The 17255-nt window shown below is 62.4% G+C and carries 22 protein-coding genes; 19 read left to right on the plus strand and 3 right to left on the minus strand.

All coding sequences use genetic code 11. The features are described from left to right. Positions 1–343 (minus strand): hypothetical protein (locus AC1Q80_RS05625; RefSeq protein ID WP_492359872.1); only part of this gene is annotated, 343 nt, incomplete at its 3' end. Here AC1Q80_RS05625 and AC1Q80_RS05630 point away from each other — a divergent pair. The 8 genes from AC1Q80_RS05630 to AC1Q80_RS05665 all read left to right on the plus strand — a co-directional run bounded on the left by AC1Q80_RS05630 (position 338) and on the right by AC1Q80_RS05665 (position 4633). Beyond that, complete coding sequence (locus AC1Q80_RS05630; RefSeq protein WP_492359873.1) at positions 338–754, plus strand: hypothetical protein; 417 nt, start codon at positions 338–340, stop codon at positions 752–754. The two genes, AC1Q80_RS05625 and AC1Q80_RS05630, sit on opposite strands and share 6 nt — an antisense overlap. Further along, a complete protein-coding gene (locus AC1Q80_RS05635) occupies positions 754–1059 on the plus strand; it encodes a hypothetical protein (protein ID WP_492359874.1) in 306 nt (101 codons plus the stop codon). Before AC1Q80_RS05630 ends, AC1Q80_RS05635 begins: the two co-directional genes overlap by 1 nt. Continuing rightward, entirely contained in the window at positions 1059–1394 is a 336-nt protein-coding gene (locus AC1Q80_RS05640; RefSeq protein ID WP_492359875.1) for a DUF2158 domain-containing protein, read from the plus strand. Before AC1Q80_RS05635 ends, AC1Q80_RS05640 begins: the two co-directional genes overlap by 1 nt. Positions 1395–1440: 46 nt before the next feature. Further along, positions 1441–1785, plus strand: coding sequence for a Gp49 family protein (locus AC1Q80_RS05645; protein WP_492359876.1), 345 nt, complete (start codon positions 1441–1443; stop codon positions 1783–1785). Positions 1786–1846: 61 nt separating this feature from the next. Continuing rightward, positions 1847–3772: a hypothetical protein gene (locus AC1Q80_RS05650; protein WP_492359877.1), complete on the plus strand. Its 1926-nt coding sequence runs from the start codon at positions 1847–1849 to the stop codon at positions 3770–3772. Continuing rightward, on the plus strand, positions 3769–4038 hold the full coding sequence (locus AC1Q80_RS05655) for a hypothetical protein (protein WP_492359878.1): 270 nt from the start codon (positions 3769–3771) through the stop codon (positions 4036–4038). Before AC1Q80_RS05650 ends, AC1Q80_RS05655 begins: the two co-directional genes overlap by 4 nt. After that, positions 4035–4370: a hypothetical protein gene (locus AC1Q80_RS05660; protein WP_492359879.1), complete on the plus strand. Its 336-nt coding sequence runs from the start codon at positions 4035–4037 to the stop codon at positions 4368–4370. Before AC1Q80_RS05655 ends, AC1Q80_RS05660 begins: the two co-directional genes overlap by 4 nt. Then, complete coding sequence (locus AC1Q80_RS05665; RefSeq protein ID WP_492359880.1) at positions 4370–4633, plus strand: hypothetical protein; 264 nt, start codon at positions 4370–4372, stop codon at positions 4631–4633. Before AC1Q80_RS05660 ends, AC1Q80_RS05665 begins: the two co-directional genes overlap by 1 nt. Here AC1Q80_RS05665 and AC1Q80_RS05670 read toward each other — a convergent pair. After that, positions 4630–5634, minus strand: coding sequence for a DUF2806 domain-containing protein (locus AC1Q80_RS05670; RefSeq protein WP_492359881.1), 1005 nt, complete (start codon positions 5632–5634; stop codon positions 4630–4632). The two genes, AC1Q80_RS05665 and AC1Q80_RS05670, sit on opposite strands and share 4 nt — an antisense overlap. Positions 5635–6236: 602 nt before the next feature. On the opposite strand from AC1Q80_RS05670, the gene AC1Q80_RS05675 reads away from it, so the two are divergent. Together AC1Q80_RS05675 and AC1Q80_RS05680 are read left to right on the plus strand one after the other, a co-directional pair. After that, on the plus strand, positions 6237–6938 hold the full coding sequence (locus AC1Q80_RS05675; RefSeq protein ID WP_492359882.1) for a hypothetical protein: 702 nt from the start codon (positions 6237–6239) through the stop codon (positions 6936–6938). A gap of 489 nt (positions 6939–7427) precedes the next feature. Beyond that, positions 7428–8897, plus strand: a complete 1470-nt coding sequence (locus AC1Q80_RS05680) for a hypothetical protein (RefSeq protein ID WP_492359883.1) — start codon at positions 7428–7430, stop codon at positions 8895–8897. 236 nt (positions 8898–9133) lie between these two features. Here AC1Q80_RS05680 and AC1Q80_RS05685 read toward each other — a convergent pair whose 3' ends face one another. Next, a complete protein-coding gene (locus tag AC1Q80_RS05685) occupies positions 9134–9286 on the minus strand; it encodes a hypothetical protein (RefSeq protein WP_492359884.1) in 153 nt (50 codons plus the stop codon). Between AC1Q80_RS05685 and AC1Q80_RS05690 the strand changes: the two genes are divergently transcribed. The 9 genes from AC1Q80_RS05690 (at position 9273) to AC1Q80_RS05730 (ending at position 17255) form a co-directional block, all read left to right on the plus strand. Then, entirely contained in the window at positions 9273–9488 is a 216-nt protein-coding gene (locus AC1Q80_RS05690) for a hypothetical protein (protein WP_492359885.1), read from the plus strand. The genes AC1Q80_RS05685 and AC1Q80_RS05690 overlap by 14 nt on opposite strands. Next, the gene (locus tag AC1Q80_RS05695) at positions 9488–11107 is read left to right on the plus strand and encodes a portal protein (RefSeq protein WP_492359886.1); all 1620 of its coding nucleotides are present in this window, start codon (positions 9488–9490) and stop codon (positions 11105–11107) included. The genes AC1Q80_RS05690 and AC1Q80_RS05695 overlap by 1 nt, the downstream gene beginning before the upstream one ends. After that, the gene (locus AC1Q80_RS05700; protein ID WP_492359887.1) at positions 11108–11488 is read left to right on the plus strand and encodes a hypothetical protein; all 381 of its coding nucleotides are present in this window, start codon (positions 11108–11110) and stop codon (positions 11486–11488) included. Continuing rightward, the gene (locus AC1Q80_RS05705; RefSeq protein WP_492359888.1) at positions 11485–12414 is read left to right on the plus strand and encodes a hypothetical protein; all 930 of its coding nucleotides are present in this window, start codon (positions 11485–11487) and stop codon (positions 12412–12414) included. The genes AC1Q80_RS05700 and AC1Q80_RS05705 overlap by 4 nt, the downstream gene beginning before the upstream one ends. Positions 12415–12570: 156 nt before the next feature. Beyond that, positions 12571–13509 carry a phage capsid protein gene (locus tag AC1Q80_RS05710; protein ID WP_492359889.1) on the plus strand — a complete coding sequence of 313 codons (939 nt, stop codon included), beginning with the start codon at positions 12571–12573 and terminating at the stop codon, positions 13507–13509. A 64-nt stretch (positions 13510–13573) separates the two neighbouring features. Then, complete coding sequence (locus AC1Q80_RS05715) at positions 13574–13852, plus strand: hypothetical protein (protein WP_492359890.1); 279 nt, start codon at positions 13574–13576, stop codon at positions 13850–13852. Positions 13853–13927: 75 nt separating this feature from the next. After that, on the plus strand, positions 13928–14581 hold the full coding sequence (locus AC1Q80_RS05720; protein ID WP_492359891.1) for a hypothetical protein: 654 nt from the start codon (positions 13928–13930) through the stop codon (positions 14579–14581). Then, positions 14578–16707 (plus strand): phage tail protein, encoded by a 2130-nt coding sequence (locus tag AC1Q80_RS05725; protein ID WP_492359892.1) that lies wholly within the window; start codon positions 14578–14580, stop codon positions 16705–16707. The genes AC1Q80_RS05720 and AC1Q80_RS05725 overlap by 4 nt, the downstream gene beginning before the upstream one ends. An 11-nt stretch (positions 16708–16718) precedes the next feature. Continuing rightward, the gene (locus AC1Q80_RS05730) at positions 16719–17255 is read left to right on the plus strand and encodes a hypothetical protein (protein ID WP_492359893.1); all 537 of its coding nucleotides are present in this window, start codon (positions 16719–16721) and stop codon (positions 17253–17255) included.

Consider the following 17255-nt stretch of genomic DNA (forward strand, 5'->3'; position numbering starts at 1 on the left):
TGGTGGTGAAACCGGATCCGGTGCCGTTGGAGGGGGAGATCCTACCGCCGATTTCGGAGCCGGACGTCTCGATCTCGAACGATATGTGTTTTCTTTCAAACCCGCCGTCGTGTTCCCTGATGGAGAGGGCGTACGAGCGGCATCGCAACAAGATCAGGAACGCGACCGAGGCGATGATGCTGGCGGCGATAACGGGCTGCTGGCGGCTGCCGTAGACCCGGCCCAGGCATTCGACCGCGCAGCCACCGATCGCTATCTCGATCGGCTTATCCCTTTTGCGCAGGTGAAGGAACTGCACCACGTCGAGGATCCGGCCTTTGCGCCGATCGACGGCGCGGTGCATACAGCCGAGAGTGTCGCCTACTCCACGTTCCTGCACCTGGTCGAGTATCACGAGTTTGGGGAAGCTGAATACGAGCGGATCCAGCTGCTTTGTGGCGAGCCGCATTCCAAGCCGACAAACGCGATCGCCATCATGGTGCGGGATATCGGCAAGGAACGCGCCACGCCCGCCGTTGCTGGCCAGCAGCTCAAGATCCTTGGTTTCCTCTCCGATCCGGAGCTTTCCGACGCCGAGGCGCTGATCGTCCAGACCTTCATCAACGTGCTGACCGGCATCGATGCCTACGACCAGGCCGTGGCCGAGCGCCAGGCGGCCGCCGAGCGTGTGGCCGAGGAGCGCAAGCCCATCCCCATCGAGGATACGACGATGGAGCTGGTCGACGATGCGATGTCGACTTGGGGGAACGGCTGATGATTTACATGTCAAAGCCAAGGCACGGGTCCGCGTGGATCACCGTCGACGGAAACCGCTACAACTGCAGCCTCGCATCGGGAAAGCCGCACGCTTCCGATTATTGCGAAAAGAGCATGCTGGATCTGATCGAGGCGCAATATCCGTCGTTCGATCGAGTGCATGCGCTGCGGAATGCCAGGAAGAGCCGGCTTATGGTCGGCATGATGGTCGCCTATCTGGTCCTCGCAATCCTCTCCGTCGTGTTTCTTGGCACATCAGTGGCGCTCGACCTGGTCGAGTATTTCGGATGGGGGAGAGGCTGATGGCCCGCACCAAACCTCAAACTATCCGCGCGGCGGTAGAGCGGATCGAGATTGCAGATCTGGGTCCGTCACCCGCGCCCGAGCGCGGCCCGCAACCCTTCAGCATCGGTGACATCGTCGAGCTGAAATCCGGCGGTTTCCCGATGACGGTCGAGCAGATCGACCAGCGTTGCGGCGGCGAGTTGTGGACCATTCACGTGATGTGGACCACGGCAAAACCTGAACAGGAGATCCCGCGCGACAGTCTTCCAGCCTCATGCCTGCGGCTCGCCCAGCTGGCCGAGGACGGCCGGCCGATGCGGGTGCTCCACATCGACGACAGCATTCCATTCTGACCAGCACGGCCGGCGATGGTGCCGGCCGCAACACTAGGAGAAGAGCATGCAAGACGAACAGGCCTTGGAGGCCAAGATCCGGAGCAAGGGGCTTAATGCTCCACGCCTGACGCCGGCGCAGATCGATGCCGTCATCGTCGGCGAATACTACCTCAAGCCACACGCCGAGGCGCCCGTGCACCCCAGCGTCAATAGCCTGACTGTCTGCGTCCTGGTGCTGGCAAACGGGTTTACCGTCACGGGTGAAAGCGCCTGCGCCAGCCCGGAAAACTTCGACCCGGAGATCGGTCGCGAGATAGCGCGCAAGAATGCCCGCGAAAAGATCTGGGCGCTGGAAGGCTATCTGCTGCGCCAGCGTCTGTTTGAGACGAATACGCCGGCGGCGGCCTGAACTATGCCCGCCGCGCCAGCGAGGGGGCGCGGCGGTTTCACATTCCAGATGCGGGCAAGACATGACCAAAAAACCAAAAGAACAGCGCGGGCTTGCGGCCGTGCGCGCCAAAGTGCTCGACGGGCTGACGGATCTGGAAGAGGCGAGGGACCTTTCCGACCCGGACGCCAACAATCTGCGTGACGGGATCAAGCCCGGCCAGTGGCCCGGCTTTCCTCACGACAAGATGCCGCCTGGCTGCCCTATCACCGTGCTCGGCATGAAGGGCGAGACCGTCTATGTGATCTCGGCGACCGGCTTCCTCTACGAAGTTTCGCGCTGGGATCACCCGACGCTGGTCAAGTTGTTTTCGCCCTACGTCAACTATCTGAAATGGGCCTGGCCGGCGTTCACCAAGGCCAAGGAAGACCCAGTTACGAACGAGATGATCCCGCCCAAGGTCGATCGCGTTGCCCGCGACAAGGCCGTCGAGGCGATCATAGCCGAGGCCGGCCGGCGCGGCACCTTCGACCCCTCGGAGAACGTGCGCGGCCGCGGCGGCTGGAAGAGCGGCGACAATTTCGTCTGGCACTCCGGCAAATACCTGTTCTCGACCGATATCAAACAAGGCGTTACCACCAAGCCGGAAGTGTTTCGGATGAAGCCCGGCGAGCACGAGGGGCATTTCTACGCCCAGGACACCGACACCATGCGCCCGTGGCAGACGCCGATCACGGTCGACGAAAGCCCGGCCAATCAGATCCTGCAGGATCTCAAGACCTGGAACTGGGAGCGCGGTTACATCGACCCGATTTTCACGCTGGGCTGGATCGGCGCGGCCTATCTTTCCGGCGCGCTCGAGCAGCGGCCGATCATCTTCGTCACCGGCGGACCTGGTACCGGCAAATCGGCGCTGCAGCGCTATATCCGATCGCTGTTCGAAAACACGATCTTCGCGACCTCGAACACGACGGCCGCCGGCATCTACCAGACCATGGGCCACGATAGCCGGCCGATCGCGGTCGACGAGTTCGAGCGCACCGCCAATTCCCACAAGCAAACCGCCATCATCGAAATTGCCCGACAGGCCTATTCCGGCGACAAGGGCTATCGCGGCGGCTCCGATGGCGCTTCCAGCCAGTTCGAGCTGAACAACGCCTTCATGTTCACCGCAATCCTGAAGCCGCATATGGAACAGCAGGACAAGACGCGCATGGCGATCATGCAGCTGAACCCGCTGAAGGCGCATGGCGAGCGCCCTGTTGTCCAGGACTACTGGGGTCGACAGCTGCTGCGCCAGGTGATGGACGGCTATCATGATTTCGTCGCGCGGATCCTGCCGAAGTGGCGGACGATCCTTTCCGACGATCGCCTGCGCTTCGATAGTCGCGCGATCGACACCTACGGCACTTTGCTCGCCTGCGCGGAAATGCTGGTCGGCGAACAGGGCATGATCCACGGGGGGCTGATGGCGAAATCCGCCGGCAGCAGCGAGCTGGATATAGATGTGTTGAAAGACACACTGGAATTCGCCACGGCCGCCGAGCGAGCCAACCAGCTGCCGAAGTGGCAGAACGTCATCGAGCGGCTGCTTGGCTGCAAGCTGGACGCCTACAAGAGCGGCGAGCGACTGACCGTCGGCGGCGTGATCGAGGCGCTGGAAGACAAGGATCGCTCCGACATGAATATCGTCGAGGCCCGCGCCCGTCTGGCGCTGCTCGGCCTCGGCATGCGCGATCTGCCTAAATCCGCCGGCGGGCAGGACGAAAACAATCCTTGCCTCGGCTACGCGCTGACCGTGCCCATGAGCGACGACAACCTGAACCGGCTTTTCGGCGACAGTGAGTTCGCCCAGGGCGGCTGGACGGACGCGCTCTTTCTCGGCCCGGAAGATATCGTGCCGCGCGGCCTGACCAAGGCGATGAAGACGATCAGCATCAACAGGGCCAAGAAGACGTGCGTGCTCGTCGATCTCAAGGCCTATGACAAATGGGTGGATAACGCATGACGGACATCTTCTGGATAGAGGTCAGAGAGCCCCGCAAGAGCCCAATGCGCAAGGGGCCATACCGCGTGAAATACATGGCGAGCAGGCTGCGCGAGTTCATGGACGTGCTTCCCGGTGCTTTCCTGACCGTCGTCACGATCGACGATGGCGAGCCATGGTTCGAGGATGCCACGTCGATGCTGTCGATGCTGGATGGCCGATCGCGATCGCGCTGCCGGCGGCATAGGGAGACCAGCCGCAGGGCCTTTGCGGAGCCAAGCAAGTGACGGACATGGTGCGTTACTCCCTTGCCTGGCGCCGGCCGGATATCCCGCCGCCCGGGCCCCGCGTGCTCAAGGCCATGCTCGTTCCCCGGGGCGAGCGGTGCCCAGCCGAGATCATGGAGCTGTGGCGGCCCGGGGCCGGCTATTCCATCGGTTGGGAGCCGGTGACGCAGCAGCCTATCCGGCGATGGAGCCAGGCGGCGAAGGCCAAGGCGCGCCGGCGCAATTTGCGCCAGCGGATGGAGAAGAAATTCCCGCTCTTCGCCGAGACGTTCATCGAGGCGGAGCTTGAGCGCCGGCCGGGCTATTACGCAGCCGACGAGTGTGCGAGCTGATGACCAAAGACTGCCCGCATAAGGAAGTCCGTTTCTGCCCGCTCTACGTGGCCGCCCACGGCCCCGAAGCGGCCTTCGGATGCGACGACGGCGAGCTGGGCCATGGCAGCTGTGCGGCCACTCGCAAGCTTGACTATGCGGCCACCGTTGCCAAACTTGAAGCGCACCATCCCGGCCTTGTCGTCGAACTTCGCTTCCAGGAGGAAGCGGTTAGGACCTACGCCCAGCGCCGGCGGAATATGGAGACGGCCGGGCTGCATTAATCGGGAAGGTTAACCTGGCGATACTCTTCGCCCACTCGATAGAATGCGCGAAACTTGTCCCCCAGCTGGACACGAAGTGTCTTTAAAACGTTGATCCGTGCTCTTTCCTTCATATCCGGCATGACGGTCGAAAGTGCCGTTCCAGCTGCTGTCAGTACGTATATGGACAGACCAATCCCGCTGTCGGTCGGCGCTAGCAGGTTGTTCCCACTTGGGTGATAAGACATTTCAATACCTACCGCCCAGTCGTCACCCAAGGGCAAAAACCAAATCTCCTTTGAATTCATCGTACCCTTGCCAAACGTCTTCACCTGACCGATAGAGCCTGGATCAACCAACAGCCCAGCATCGACCAGCATGAGCTGTTCAGCGAACCCCAGCCCCGCTGGAGGTGGGTATTTAACCACCGTCTTGTCATCGATCCTGCCCCGACAGAAAGTCTCGAAAACCTTCGCTACCTCTTGATCGAGTTCGTCTACAGTCCTCATGACCTTGCGCGAGAATGTTCCAGGCCTGCGAATTTCCGACGCCAGGACCCGCGCCCACCGCTCCTTCAGTTCTTCGGTGCTCGCATCTTCGGCGTAGCCTTGGAAGCGGTCCAGGAACTCAGGCGCCAGCTCGCTGGGGCCATCCTGGGCCTCCTTATCCGTCGGCGGCGAATTGCGAAGATCTTCAAGCGCGAGGGTGGCTACGGCCTCCTTGTTGCTTTGCTTGCGAGCGGCCTCGACCAGGTCGCCAGTGATCACTCGTCGAGCGAAATCGTCGTCCTCGCCGATCATCTGCACGATCCGATCGGCTGCGGCGCCAATTGCTCTCACCTCACCGTCCAGCCTTGCCCGGCGCTTCGCGGTGTTTCCCTCGATGAAGGTGTTCGGCCAGTCGACGATGCTTCCGAACAGCCGGTCGATTGCGGAAGCAGTCCGAGATCTCGCGCCGCCCTTGATACTAGTCTCTGTAAGCTCGCCAGAGGCGGAAATCTCGTTGTCCAGGTGATCTGCCATGTTCTCTCTTTTCAACGCCGTGAGCACGGATGATCAACCGCAAATCGATTCTATTCAAGTAACTCGCCCTGCCCACGCCCTGTCTTGATTGCGGCATCATTTCCGCCAAATCGACCCTTCGCAGTTAACTCTCTTTCCCCCGCCCCGGAGGGAAGAAAAGCGGAGCCTGCGCCAGCGTTTGAGCCAGCGAGCGGCTTAGGCGAACGCTGGTCGCGTCCGCCTTGCGGGCTCGCCACGATATGTCGGCGAACTGAAGGCGCTGGCACTTAACGCAGCCGGGACCATGCGCAGGATGCGGCGTGGCGGGTCATCTGCTGCGACGGGGTCGGGTGGTTACCACCGGTTTCCCATCGGTTGCCAGAGCGGTAACCGGGATATCTCAAGGAAAACAGGGGCTTATTGTGGCGGTTACCGGGTTGGCGACAAATAATGGTTTTTTACGCGCGCGCGTGTGCGATACGCGTAAAGGTAAATATTGGTAACCCGGTAACCGAGAGGTATAAATTCCTGATTTCATTAAAGATATGCGGTTGGCGCAACGGTTGGCGGCGGTTACCGGAAGCGGTCGCCGGTAACCGGAATAAAGAAATAGGGAAATAGCTGTGAGCGACGAAAACGAGCGAAATCAGGGGCTTCTAGAGGCACACCCACCGGGCGAAAAATCTGCGCTGGGCGTCGATCCGGACCGGGCGGCCAAGGTCGGATCGACCAGGGCGATGACGGAAGCCGCGATGACCGGCCTCGCCCAGCAGCTGGCCGGTGCCGAGCCCGAGGCCGAGCAGCCATCGCTCATGTTCGATGAAGACGAGACGGCTTGTCTCTTCCGTGGCCCCGTGCGCCATGTCGCGAACATACGCGATACCGCCAAGCGGGCGCGGGGGAGGCCTCCCGGCAGTCAGAACAAGCGCTCCGCCGATCTCGCCAACTACCTGCTGAACATGGGCTATCGCGATCCAGCCGTGAACCTCGCCGACCTGGCTAACGCTGATCCCCTGGCGCTGGCGCTGGAGCTGTCGGCCCTGCCGCCCCGGGACGACCTGGCGCCGCATGAGTATCTGGGGGCGGCGATCCAGGCCGGGCTGCTGTCGCGGGCTGCCGCCAGTGATCTGATCGAGAAGGCGCAGGCGCTGTCGAAGTCGGCCAACGCCGAGCTGATGCCCTACTTCCATGCGAAGCGGCCGCAGGCCATCGATATCAACAAGAACGTGCGCGGCTTCATGGTGTTCGGCGAGATGCCGGAGGCCGAGCGGCCGAGAGACACCATGGATCTCCGACCAGTGGGCAGCCACGAAAAAGATCAATGAAATCAACGCCGATCCATCCGACATTCCGGCGTCCGACATTTCAGCCGCTAAGCCGTTGAATTTCTTAGGTCGCTAATGATGCTAAATCAGTGACGGCCTTTCCAGCTCGGCCTCTTTCCCAGCGGAAAATCGATTGGCCTATCCGCCTCGTACGCGGGCGGGCGCGCTACGCGCGAAGCGGACGGCCTGCGGCCGGGTTTGAAAGTGGGGCCTGCGGCCCCCTCCATGGGTGTCGCGCCTCACACACACGACCCTTTTCTCTTTTGCCCGACTGAACCGCTGGCCGGCGAACCTAACCTTCCTTGGACCAGAGGGGCGCGGGCGCGGGGCCCCGCCAGATCGCAAGGGTAACGGGTTATGGGTTTTCAGTTCGAGCAACGCAGGCCGGCGGGTCCGGTGGCGGGCGCCTATGCGCGGTCGCGCGGGCCAATCGACATCATCATGGGGCCAGCCGGTTCGGGTAAGACGGTGGCGAGCTGCGAGAAGGCGGTGCGCCTGGCCGGCGAATTCATGCCGGTTTGCCGCGATGGCTGGGTGCGGTTCAAAATTGCCGTCGTGCGCGACACGTATCGCGATTTCGCCCGAACGGCGCTGGCATCCTGGCATGAAATGTTCCCGATCGGCAATCCATTTCAGGTGAGCTACGAAGGCGGGCAGGACCGGCCGATCAAGCATCGGATGCAGTGGGAAGTCCAGCGCGGCCGCGACCTGGTCAAGGTCGATTTCCTGTTTGAGACGGGCGCGGTCGGCGATCACAACGTCGAGGCCTACATCAAGGGCTATGAGCTATCGGCAGGATGGGGCAACGAAGTCGATCTGCTGGATCCTCGCGTGCCTGGTCTCATGTTCCAGCGAACCGGTCGATACCCGCCGGTCAAGGATATCGCCGATCGGGAGCTGGAGCGCGTTTCCCGCGACGGCCGCGAGGCTATGCAGAAGATGGGATTGACGGTTGCCGAGGGTGAGATCGTCCTGCCTCGCGTTTTCTTCGGCGACATGAACCCGCCGGACATCGACCATCCGATCCTCGTCGAGTGCGGTTACGGCGAGCACGCCGAGAAGAAAAATCCAGCCTATAATTTCTTCCATCAGCCGGGCGGGCTTGATCCGCAGGCCGAGAACCCGATCGGAAAGCCACGATCGTCGTATGAGCTCGAAGCAAAGACCCAGGCCGAACATATCGTTCGCCGCATGGTGCACGGCCTGCCAGGCTACGTGCAGGACGGAAAGCCGGTTTATCCGGAGTTCAACCAGCGCCTCCATGTGTCGCTGCAGAATCTCGAACCGACGCCAGGTCTCGGACTGACGATCGGCATCGATGGCGGCGGCTCGCCATCCGCTACGGTTGGGCAGCCGCAGCCGAACGGGCAGGATCGTCTGCTTGCGGAGGTGGTCACTGAGCCGGGTACAGGACCGACGCGCTTTGGCGTGCTACTGATCGAGCTGCTGATGCAGCGTTTCCCTGGGCTTCCGCTTTTAGGCGTCTATGCCGACCCGTCGGCCTTCTATGGCGGCGATAGGGAGAACGACGAATTTAACTTCATTCTGGCGGTCCAGAAAATCCTGCGTTGCCCGATCATGCCGGCGCCATCGAACGAGCCGGGCATTCGCCACGATGCAGTGCGGTGGGGGCTGAGCGGACTGATCGATGGCGTTTTGCCACGATACTTGATTGACCCGAGGTGCAAGAAAATTATCGGCGGTTTCGGCGGCCACTACAAGCTGACCAAGCAGGCCAGCGTCGGCGGTACCGACAAGCTGGCGGTGGTGAAGAATACGTATTCGCACCCGCACGACGCCGAGCAATACCGAGTGCTTGGCTACCGGGGCCTTTCCGCGGTGATCTCGGCGGCCGCCAACTCGGCCCTGCCGCCGAATGTGAGCAGCCTACAGGCGCTGCGGGACCAGCGAGCGGCGCAACAGCAGCGACCGGGTGATTTCAACGTATGGGACGTCTGACGGTTCAGTCGCCGGCGGATTTTTCGGATTGCCTCACGTGCGCGGGCGGGCGGGCGCTCGCGCGTAAGGCGGCGATCTGGATGCGCAACAACGGCGATAGTGTCTCGATTTTCCACGAAGGCGAGCTTCTGGCTGTCACCTACATGGTGCCCGATCCGGACGGGCGTCGGGAATTCTGCCTCTCCGTTCGGCGCTCCGCCCGGGCGCATATCGGCAAGCTCTGCAGGCTGGCGCACTCAACCCTGCAGGCCATCGCCGATCATGGTGTCGTGGTGTTCTGCCGCGTGATGCCTGGCAACCAGGCCGGGGCGCGAATGGCGCACCTGGCGGGCTTCGCGCCCGCGGGCGAGGAATGGATTTTCGAAGGGGCGAGCGATGGAAGCAGTCAAGGGTCTATTCGGCGGCGGCAAGACAGACAACACCGCCAAGGTGGAGGCGGAGAAGAGCCGGCAGGTCCAGCGGGTGGCGAACGACCGCCAGCTGTCGGAGCTGAACCGCAATGACAAGGCCGTTGCCGCCACGCGCCGCGCACCTCGCGGCCGTCGCCTTTTTGAGGATGGCGCCGAGGCGCTGGCCGGAAAGCTCGCCTGATGCAGGGCGATTATCGGGTTGATGTCGTCAAACACCGCGCCCGGGTGAGCAACACGTGGGGCGCGCGATCCGGCTGGTCGCGCATCTACCAGGACGCTTACGACTATGCGATCCCGATGCGGCGCCCCTCGGGCGGTGCGAACGGCAAGCCCCGTCAACCCGATCGCCTTTTCGACATGACTGCGCCGATGTCGGCGATGTATTTCGCCGGCAACCTTCAGCGGGATTTGTTCCCTGCCGGCCAGCCCGCCTTCGAATTGCAGACCGGGCCACTGGCGGCCATGGTGCTCGATGATGCTGACCGCAAGGCGTTCGACCGCGAACTGGCGAGCACGTCAAAGCTGATCCATCCGTTTTTCCTCGCCGGTGACTGGGACACGGCCATTCACGAAATGTGCGTTGATCTCGCGATCGGGACCGGCGCTCTGCTGCCGGTCAAAGGCAAATCGCCAAACGAGCCCATCCGCTTTGCCTGCCTTCCGTTCGACGAACTGGCGATCTCGGCCGATGGCTTCGGCGCGGTCGACCTAGTCGATTGGCAGACCTACATGCGTGCCGATCAGATCGTCGATCAGTGGCCGAAAGGGAATTTCCCCGGAGATTTCAAGGAAAGAGCGGTCACCAAGCCTTCGGACATGTACACGGTTCACCAGACCTGGTGGAAGGATCCGCAAGGGGCCGGCTGGCATTTTGGGGTGATGCTCGACACCTCGACCGGGCTTCTTTGGCACGAGCGGTACCGCACGCAACCGATCGCCATTCCGCGTTACTACCGCGTCCCCGGCGAGGCCTATGGCCGCGGCGTCGTGCTGACGGCGCTTCCGTCGATCAAGACCGTGAACAAGGCGCAGGAACTGGCCCTGAAAAGTGCCGCGATCGCCATGCTCGGGATTTGGGGCTATCGCGCCGGGGGCACGTTCAATCCCAACACGGCGCGGCTCGGGCCCGGCGAGTTCTGGGGGATGCAGTCGACGGGCGGCATGCTCGGGCCCGACGTTACGCGCCTCGATGCCGCCAGCGGCAACCTCAACGTCGCGCAGCTGCTGATCGGCGATCTGCAAAACCAGATCAAGGCCGCCATGTTCGACACCCGTCTACCTGATTATGAGGGCACGCCGCGTTCCGCTTCGGAGATGGCGGGCCGCCTGCAGCAGCGCGCGAACATCCATATCGGCGCGTTCGGTCGCCTGGTGAATGAAATCATGCCGGTGATCGTGCCGCGCGTGGCCGAGATCCTGTTCGAGTTCAACATGCTGCCGATGGTGCGCCAGGTCGACGATCTGCTGGTTTCGGTGAAGGTAAAATCGCCGATGCAGGCGGCATTGAACGCCGACCGCATCGCCGCGATCGCCAACTACCACGATTTCGTGCTCGCGTTTGCCGGACCCGAAGCCAAGGAACTCTACATCAAGCAGGATGCCGTCCTCGACCAGGTCGCCGACGGCTTCCAGATCGACAAGGATCTGGTGCCGGATGCGGATGAGCGCAAGGAAATCGTCGTGAAGATCGAGGAGCGGCGTAAACAACAGATGGCCGAGATGATGGCTGCAGAGGCGGCAAAGCAGGCGCCCAGCGCGATCAAGGATATGGCCATGGCCGAGATGCGGAGGGCCGCGTAAATGTCGGGTCCCTTCATTCCGTCGCGGGCCGGGCAGCCGCTCGACCTGCTCGAACAGGGCGTCGCTGGCAACGGCTGGGATGGCGTCGAAGAGCTGTTCAAGCCCTTCCTGCAAACCGGCGAACTTCAGCCGGCCGATGATGTGGCCAAGTTCATGGCGGCCCTGCGCCACACGGCTGAGGGGCGGGCAATGTTTGAGTGGATGATGGACATCTCCATCCGCCAGCCGTTGCGCCTGGCTGGATCCACTATCGAACACACTGCCATCCTTGCCGCCACGCGGCAGGGCATCAACGGGTTTGCGGAAGCAATCCTGAATGCGCTCGCCCATGGCGAGAAACTGATCGCACAACCGAAAAGCCAGAATGGAGCTGGAGAATGAAAACATTCCTCGATCGCCTGACCTTCAACGCGGCCGACGCTGGTGGGGGCGCCGCTGCGCCTGCTGCGGCCTCGGCCGCCAATCCTTCCGCTGCCGCTCCTCCTCCCGCTGGCACGGAAACCCCGCCGGCGACCCCTCCATTGGGTCAGGCGGCGGGTGCAACTCCTCCAGGGGGCGCCGGCGATCCGCCTCCTGGGGGAGACTTCTACCGTCCGGAGGGTCTCCCCGAACATATGCTCGGTAAGGACCAGGCCGAGACCATGGACAAGATGCAGGCGGCGCTGAAGGGGTACCGCGACAAGGATGCCGCCGCCGGCGTGCCTGAAAAGGTCGAGGCCTATTCCGAATTCGCTGGCGAGATCCCGGAGACGATCAAGCCGCACCTCGACACGCTGAGGGCCGATCCGCTCTTTGGTCGCGTTGCGGCGAAGGCGCTCGAACTGAAGGTGCCGGTGAGCGCATACCAGGCGCTCACACAGGAGTTCCTGTCCGTTTCGCAGGAAATGGGGATGATGGAACCCGTTGTCGACGAAGCCGCTGAACGAGAAGCGTTGACGCCGGACACGGCGAAGCACCTGCCGGCGGCCGAGCAACAGCAGGCGCGCGAAAAGCGGATGAACGATAACTATGCGTTCGTCGACGGCCTGGTGACGAAAGGCCTTGCCAAAGACGACGCCGAGTTCGCAAAGGCGATGCTTGGCGACAGCGCCAAGGGGCACCGCTTCTTCGAGGCCATGCGCAATCTCGCTGGCGGTGACACGGGCGGTGGCCCGGCGCTAGGACATGGGCAGCCTGGTGGCGTCGATCAAAAGGCGGAATTGGCTCGTCGCGCGGCATTGCCGGAGAACACTGTCAGCCACGGGAAGTTTGACCGGACGTCCTACAATCAACTTCAGGCGGACTATAAGGCCTTCTACGGCAACTGACGCACTGAACGGTTCCCGCCCGGTGGCAGCATTCGAAGCGCTACCGGACGGGAGCGACCTGGAACAACCGCTGGCTATCCTTCACCGGACCTAGCGGCTCCGGCTAATCGGCCCTCTCGGTGATTTCGTCCATCACACTCATTGAGGGTCAATCCCATGGCTGTAGAAGCTTGGTTCAAGGAAATTATCAAGGATGGCGTCACTCAGCGCCTTCAGTCGCAGGGCGGTTTGCTTGACGGCACGATGAAAACTGGCGAACAGATCGCCGGCACGGTCAAGTTCCCGATCTCGGGCGGCCGCATCAAGATGTACAAACTTTCCGGCGCGATCGAGGAAGTCCGGCCCCAGGGCCTCGACATCGATGTCGTCTCGGTGCAGGCCTCTGACTACACGGCCGAGGCCACCATCCGCAACCAGGACACCCTGCGGCAGACCCCGTCCTACCAGGCAGAAGTCTCCGACGCGATGGCAAAATCGGTTCGCGTCAAGCGAGACGGTATCAAGTTCGACGCGCTCAACGCGTTTTGCAACCTCGGCAATGCCAACATTCCTGGGGGTGCGCCGACGACACCGGTCACCTTCGGCGACGGTACCGCCCGCATCGACATGCTGCATTGCATGACGGCTTGCGCGCAGATCCGCGGCGCTGGCGGCGACGGCGAATGCTATTGGGCCATGCCTTTCATGTGGTTCGACCAGCTGGAAATGTACAAGGAATTTGCGAGCAAGGACTATCAGGGCGACAAAGACCTGCCGTTCGCGCGCTCCGCCTTGGTCAACAAGAAGACCTTCCGCGGCGTACACTTCCTCGCATTGCCTGACGAGCACTTTACGTTCGGCACGGCGGCCTGGGTCGAAGGCCAGACCGAATGGGATGACACGAAATACCTGGACAGCTTCCTCTGGACTAAGTCTGCGGTCGGTTGCGAAACCTTCTGGTCGAAAGAGCAGATGGATATGAACGAATGGATCGGAAAGGCCGGCAAGCCTATCCTTTGCGATACCGCTCTCTCTGGGGCCGCCATCGGCCTGCTTCCGGAAGGCGTCAAGCGTATTCGCGCCAAGGCGATCAAGGACATCGTCCGTCCGACCTGATCGATACCGTGCCCGTTTAGGCGGGCGCGCATCTCTCGTTTTCAACTCCGGAAAGGACACGACAATGGCTCATCGCCCTCGCGATCTGCGCCGCCGCACCACGATCAGCATTCCTGGTCAGCGCCAGATCATGTTTTTCGACTATGCGACCGTCCACACGCTTGCCGAAGTCCAGGCGGCCGGCTTCTTCAACGACAGCCGCGACAACCTGACGGTCAGCAGCATCATCGACTGCGTCGCCGACATCAATGGCACGCCGGCACGCGTTGTGTTGCGCCTCGCCACTGTTCCGGCGACCGGCAACGTCACCGTTGCCGTCGACGGCGGCCTGGCTGCCACGTAAGCAGCACTGCTTCGCACTCAACGCGGGACCGCGGCCGGTAATCTGGCCGCGGTTCTTCTTTTTTGGGCGGCAGCGATGACGGACGACGAAGCAACGATCATCAATGAGGCGCTGACCGATATCGGCGCCGGGCCGATGTTCTCGATCGACGATGACAGCGAGCTGGCCGAGCAGATCAAGCACGTTTGGCAATCGGTCGTCGATCGCACGTTCGGGCTGGCCTATTGGAGCTTCACCCAGAAAACGTTCCGAAATACGCGCCTGGCCGCCACGCCGGAAAACGGCTTTGCCTATGGCTTTGAGCTTCCAGGCGGCCGCATCGGCAACCCGGTGAAGTATTCCAGCGAGCCGCGCTGCCGCACTCCAATCCGTGATTTCGTGCTCGAGGCGGGGCAGTTCTTCTGTGATCACCCCGACACCTGGTCGCGTTGCCGGGTCTACGTCGCGCCGGAAGTGTGGCCGCCGGAATGGCGTGTCGGGTTCAAGCTGGCGCTGGGCGGCTATCTTGCAGTGCCCGTCTGGCAGGACCGCCAGCTGCGCGAAGACATGCTGGTCGAGGCATTCGGCACGCCTTCCCAAGGTGGCGCCGGCGGTGTGTTCGGCCGCCTGATCGCGCAGGACCTGGCAAGCCAGCCGGTCGGCGAGCCGCAGACCCATGACGATCCGCTTTCGAACGCCCGTTACTCCAGCGGCGGCCGCGAACACTGGGCCGGGAGGTATGCCGAATGAGCAGGATCTCGGGACCGCTGAAAAGCAGCGCCAACGCCGGGCAGCTATCGAAAAGCCTCTTCGGCAAGGTCAACCTGAAGCAGTATTATTCCGGCGCGAAGCGAATGCTGGGCGTCGAGCCGATCGCGCAATCCGGCTTCAATCTGCTGCCCGGTTCGCGCTACGTCGGCGCCGGCATTTCCGGCGTCTGCAACAAATGGGTGCTGCGGATCTCCGAAACCTTGTCTTACACGCTGGTGATCACGCCAGGGCGCGTTGACGTCTGGCGCAACGACCGCACGCATGTCGCGGCGATCACGACTGGCGCCGTCGCCTCGATCACGGCGGCGATGGTTCCCGATCTGCGCTTCTATGCCGAGGCGAACACGGTCGGGATCTGGCACGTTGATCTATGGGACGGCATCCGGCTGTTGCGCAATCCGGCCAACGACACGATCTGGACTGTTTCGGCCTGGCCCTATGGCGAACTGCCCGAAGTGGACCTCGGCGGCGTCTACCCAAAGGATCCGGACGTCTGGAATATCTTCGTTCGCTACACGGCGGGCACGTTGAACCTCGTGATGTCGCTGTCGATCGATGGCAACAATACGAGCGCCGTGCAGCTCAAGGATGGCGGCGGCAACAACATCAACCCCGACGTCGCGACCAACCCGGACTGGGATCTGTTCGCCGGCGCATTGCAGACCGCTGCCCGGGCTCTGCCCGGCATGAATGCAGGGCTGACGATCGTCAACGATCATGCGGCTTCCTACAGCCTCTATCGCGTCCTGGTCGTGACCTTCGGCGGAACGCTGGAGGGCTCCGAGTATCAGTTCGACGCGCAGGTAACCAACACGTCGGATGCTTCTTCTCTTGCCAGCCATACTCAGGTCGGCAAGACGGAAGGCGAGGCATTGATCTCGGCGGGGCGCGGCGGTTTCGCCGGCATGGCGCTGTTTCAGGATCGCGCCTGCTACTTCGGGCCGAAAGCCCGGTCGGCTGCGATCGGTATGTCGCGCATTGCCGAGTATTTCGATCTGAACATCGAGGCGCAGCAGGACAATGCGGCGCGGCTTGAGGCGCTCCGGTCTCAGACCAGCGAGAAGATCCTGTACCTGATGGATGCGACATACCTGATCGCGTTCAGCGACCAGGGCGTCTACTTCGCCTCGAACCGGACGATCGAACGCAACAAGCCGTTGAACTGGGTCAATGCGATCGAGGTCGGCATCAAGCAGAACTGCCAGCCGGTGAAGCTGGAAGGCAAGGTGTATTTCGTCGCCAATGACGGCGGGCGGCTTTACTCGATCGCCTATGACGCTGTCGGCGAGGTGTTTCAGCCGAACCCGGAAAACGATCTCAATGGTTCGGATCCGGATGACCTGGTGCGCGACATCAAGACGATGTGGGTGCAGCATAAGACCGGAATGATGGCCTCGGACCGGCTTTGGCTCCTGCGCGAGGATGGCCGCGTCGTCGTTTGTGTCATCAACAAGCAGCAGGAAATCATGGCGGCCTGCGAATGGCCGGTTGCCTGCGGTGGCTTTGTGCACGGGCTTTGCGTCGACGGGCAGGAGCAGGTCTGGCTGACCATCGAGCGCCACGGCTCGATCGTCGAGGAAGTGCTTGAAGAGAACGACGTCAATCTCTTCCAGATGGCGTTCAGCGTCACCACGGATCTGGTCGGCCAGGCGAGTGGCCTGGCGACCCTGAACGATCGCACGGTTTGGGCCTGCATCGACAACGACATCTATGGCCCGTTCACCGTTGCCGGTGGCGTCGTCGAGACCGGAATTGCCTCACGGCCGGCGAAGATCGGCATCTGGACGCCGCCGATCTACGAAAGCATGCCGTATGTCCAGGTGCTCGGAAACGATGATGTCGTGCGGCGGCCCGGCAAGGTGGGGTCTGCCAGGCTCTATCTGGAGGACACAGCCTCGATCGCGATCGGCGCGAACGGACGGCCGCCGCGCGATGTTTCGCTGGCGCTTGGCAGCGACGATCTCTCTCAACCGAAGAAGAATTTCAGTGGTCACAAGGCCGTCGTCGGGCTGATCGGCGCCAGCATGGATCCAACGTTGACGATCAGCCAGGTGCGGCCGGGGCGGTTGCGCGTGCGTGATTACATTCCGGGGGTGAAGCTGTGACGGAAATTGCGGTGGCTTTGACAAGTCTCTTTACGGCGGCGCCAGCTGCAACAACGGCAGTCGGCACTGCTGTCGGTACGGCCGCGCCAGCTGCTGGTGCAGGTTTCCTGTCTTCGCTGTTGCAGGGCACGGCCACCGTCTTCTCGATGGTAAGCGCACTCGGCGCCGGCAAGGCAGACGCCGAGCAGTTCGACCTGGCGGCCGACGATGCCGCGCGCGAAAAGCCGCTCGAAACCTTGCAGGGCATCAACCGGCGCACCGGCATCAAGGCAGAGATGGCGGCCCGGGTGGCCGAACAGGATGTGGCGAACGCTGCATCGGGCGTTGACCTCTCATTCGGCACTCCCACACAGGCACGAAGCGATAGCTTCCGGCAGGGCGATCTGGCGCTCGAAACGGACATGGGAACCGAGCAGACGCGTGTTTCGCGGCTGGCCGAGCGCGAGGCGAACTATCGCAAGCGGGCGAAGAAAGCACGCTCGTCCGGCGTTCTGGATGCGATCGGCATCGGCCTGAAGGGCGCAACCTCACTCGCAGACAGGTACTGA

The sequence above is a fragment of the Ensifer sp. GW823-FHT05D09 genome, from assembly GCF_058795755.1.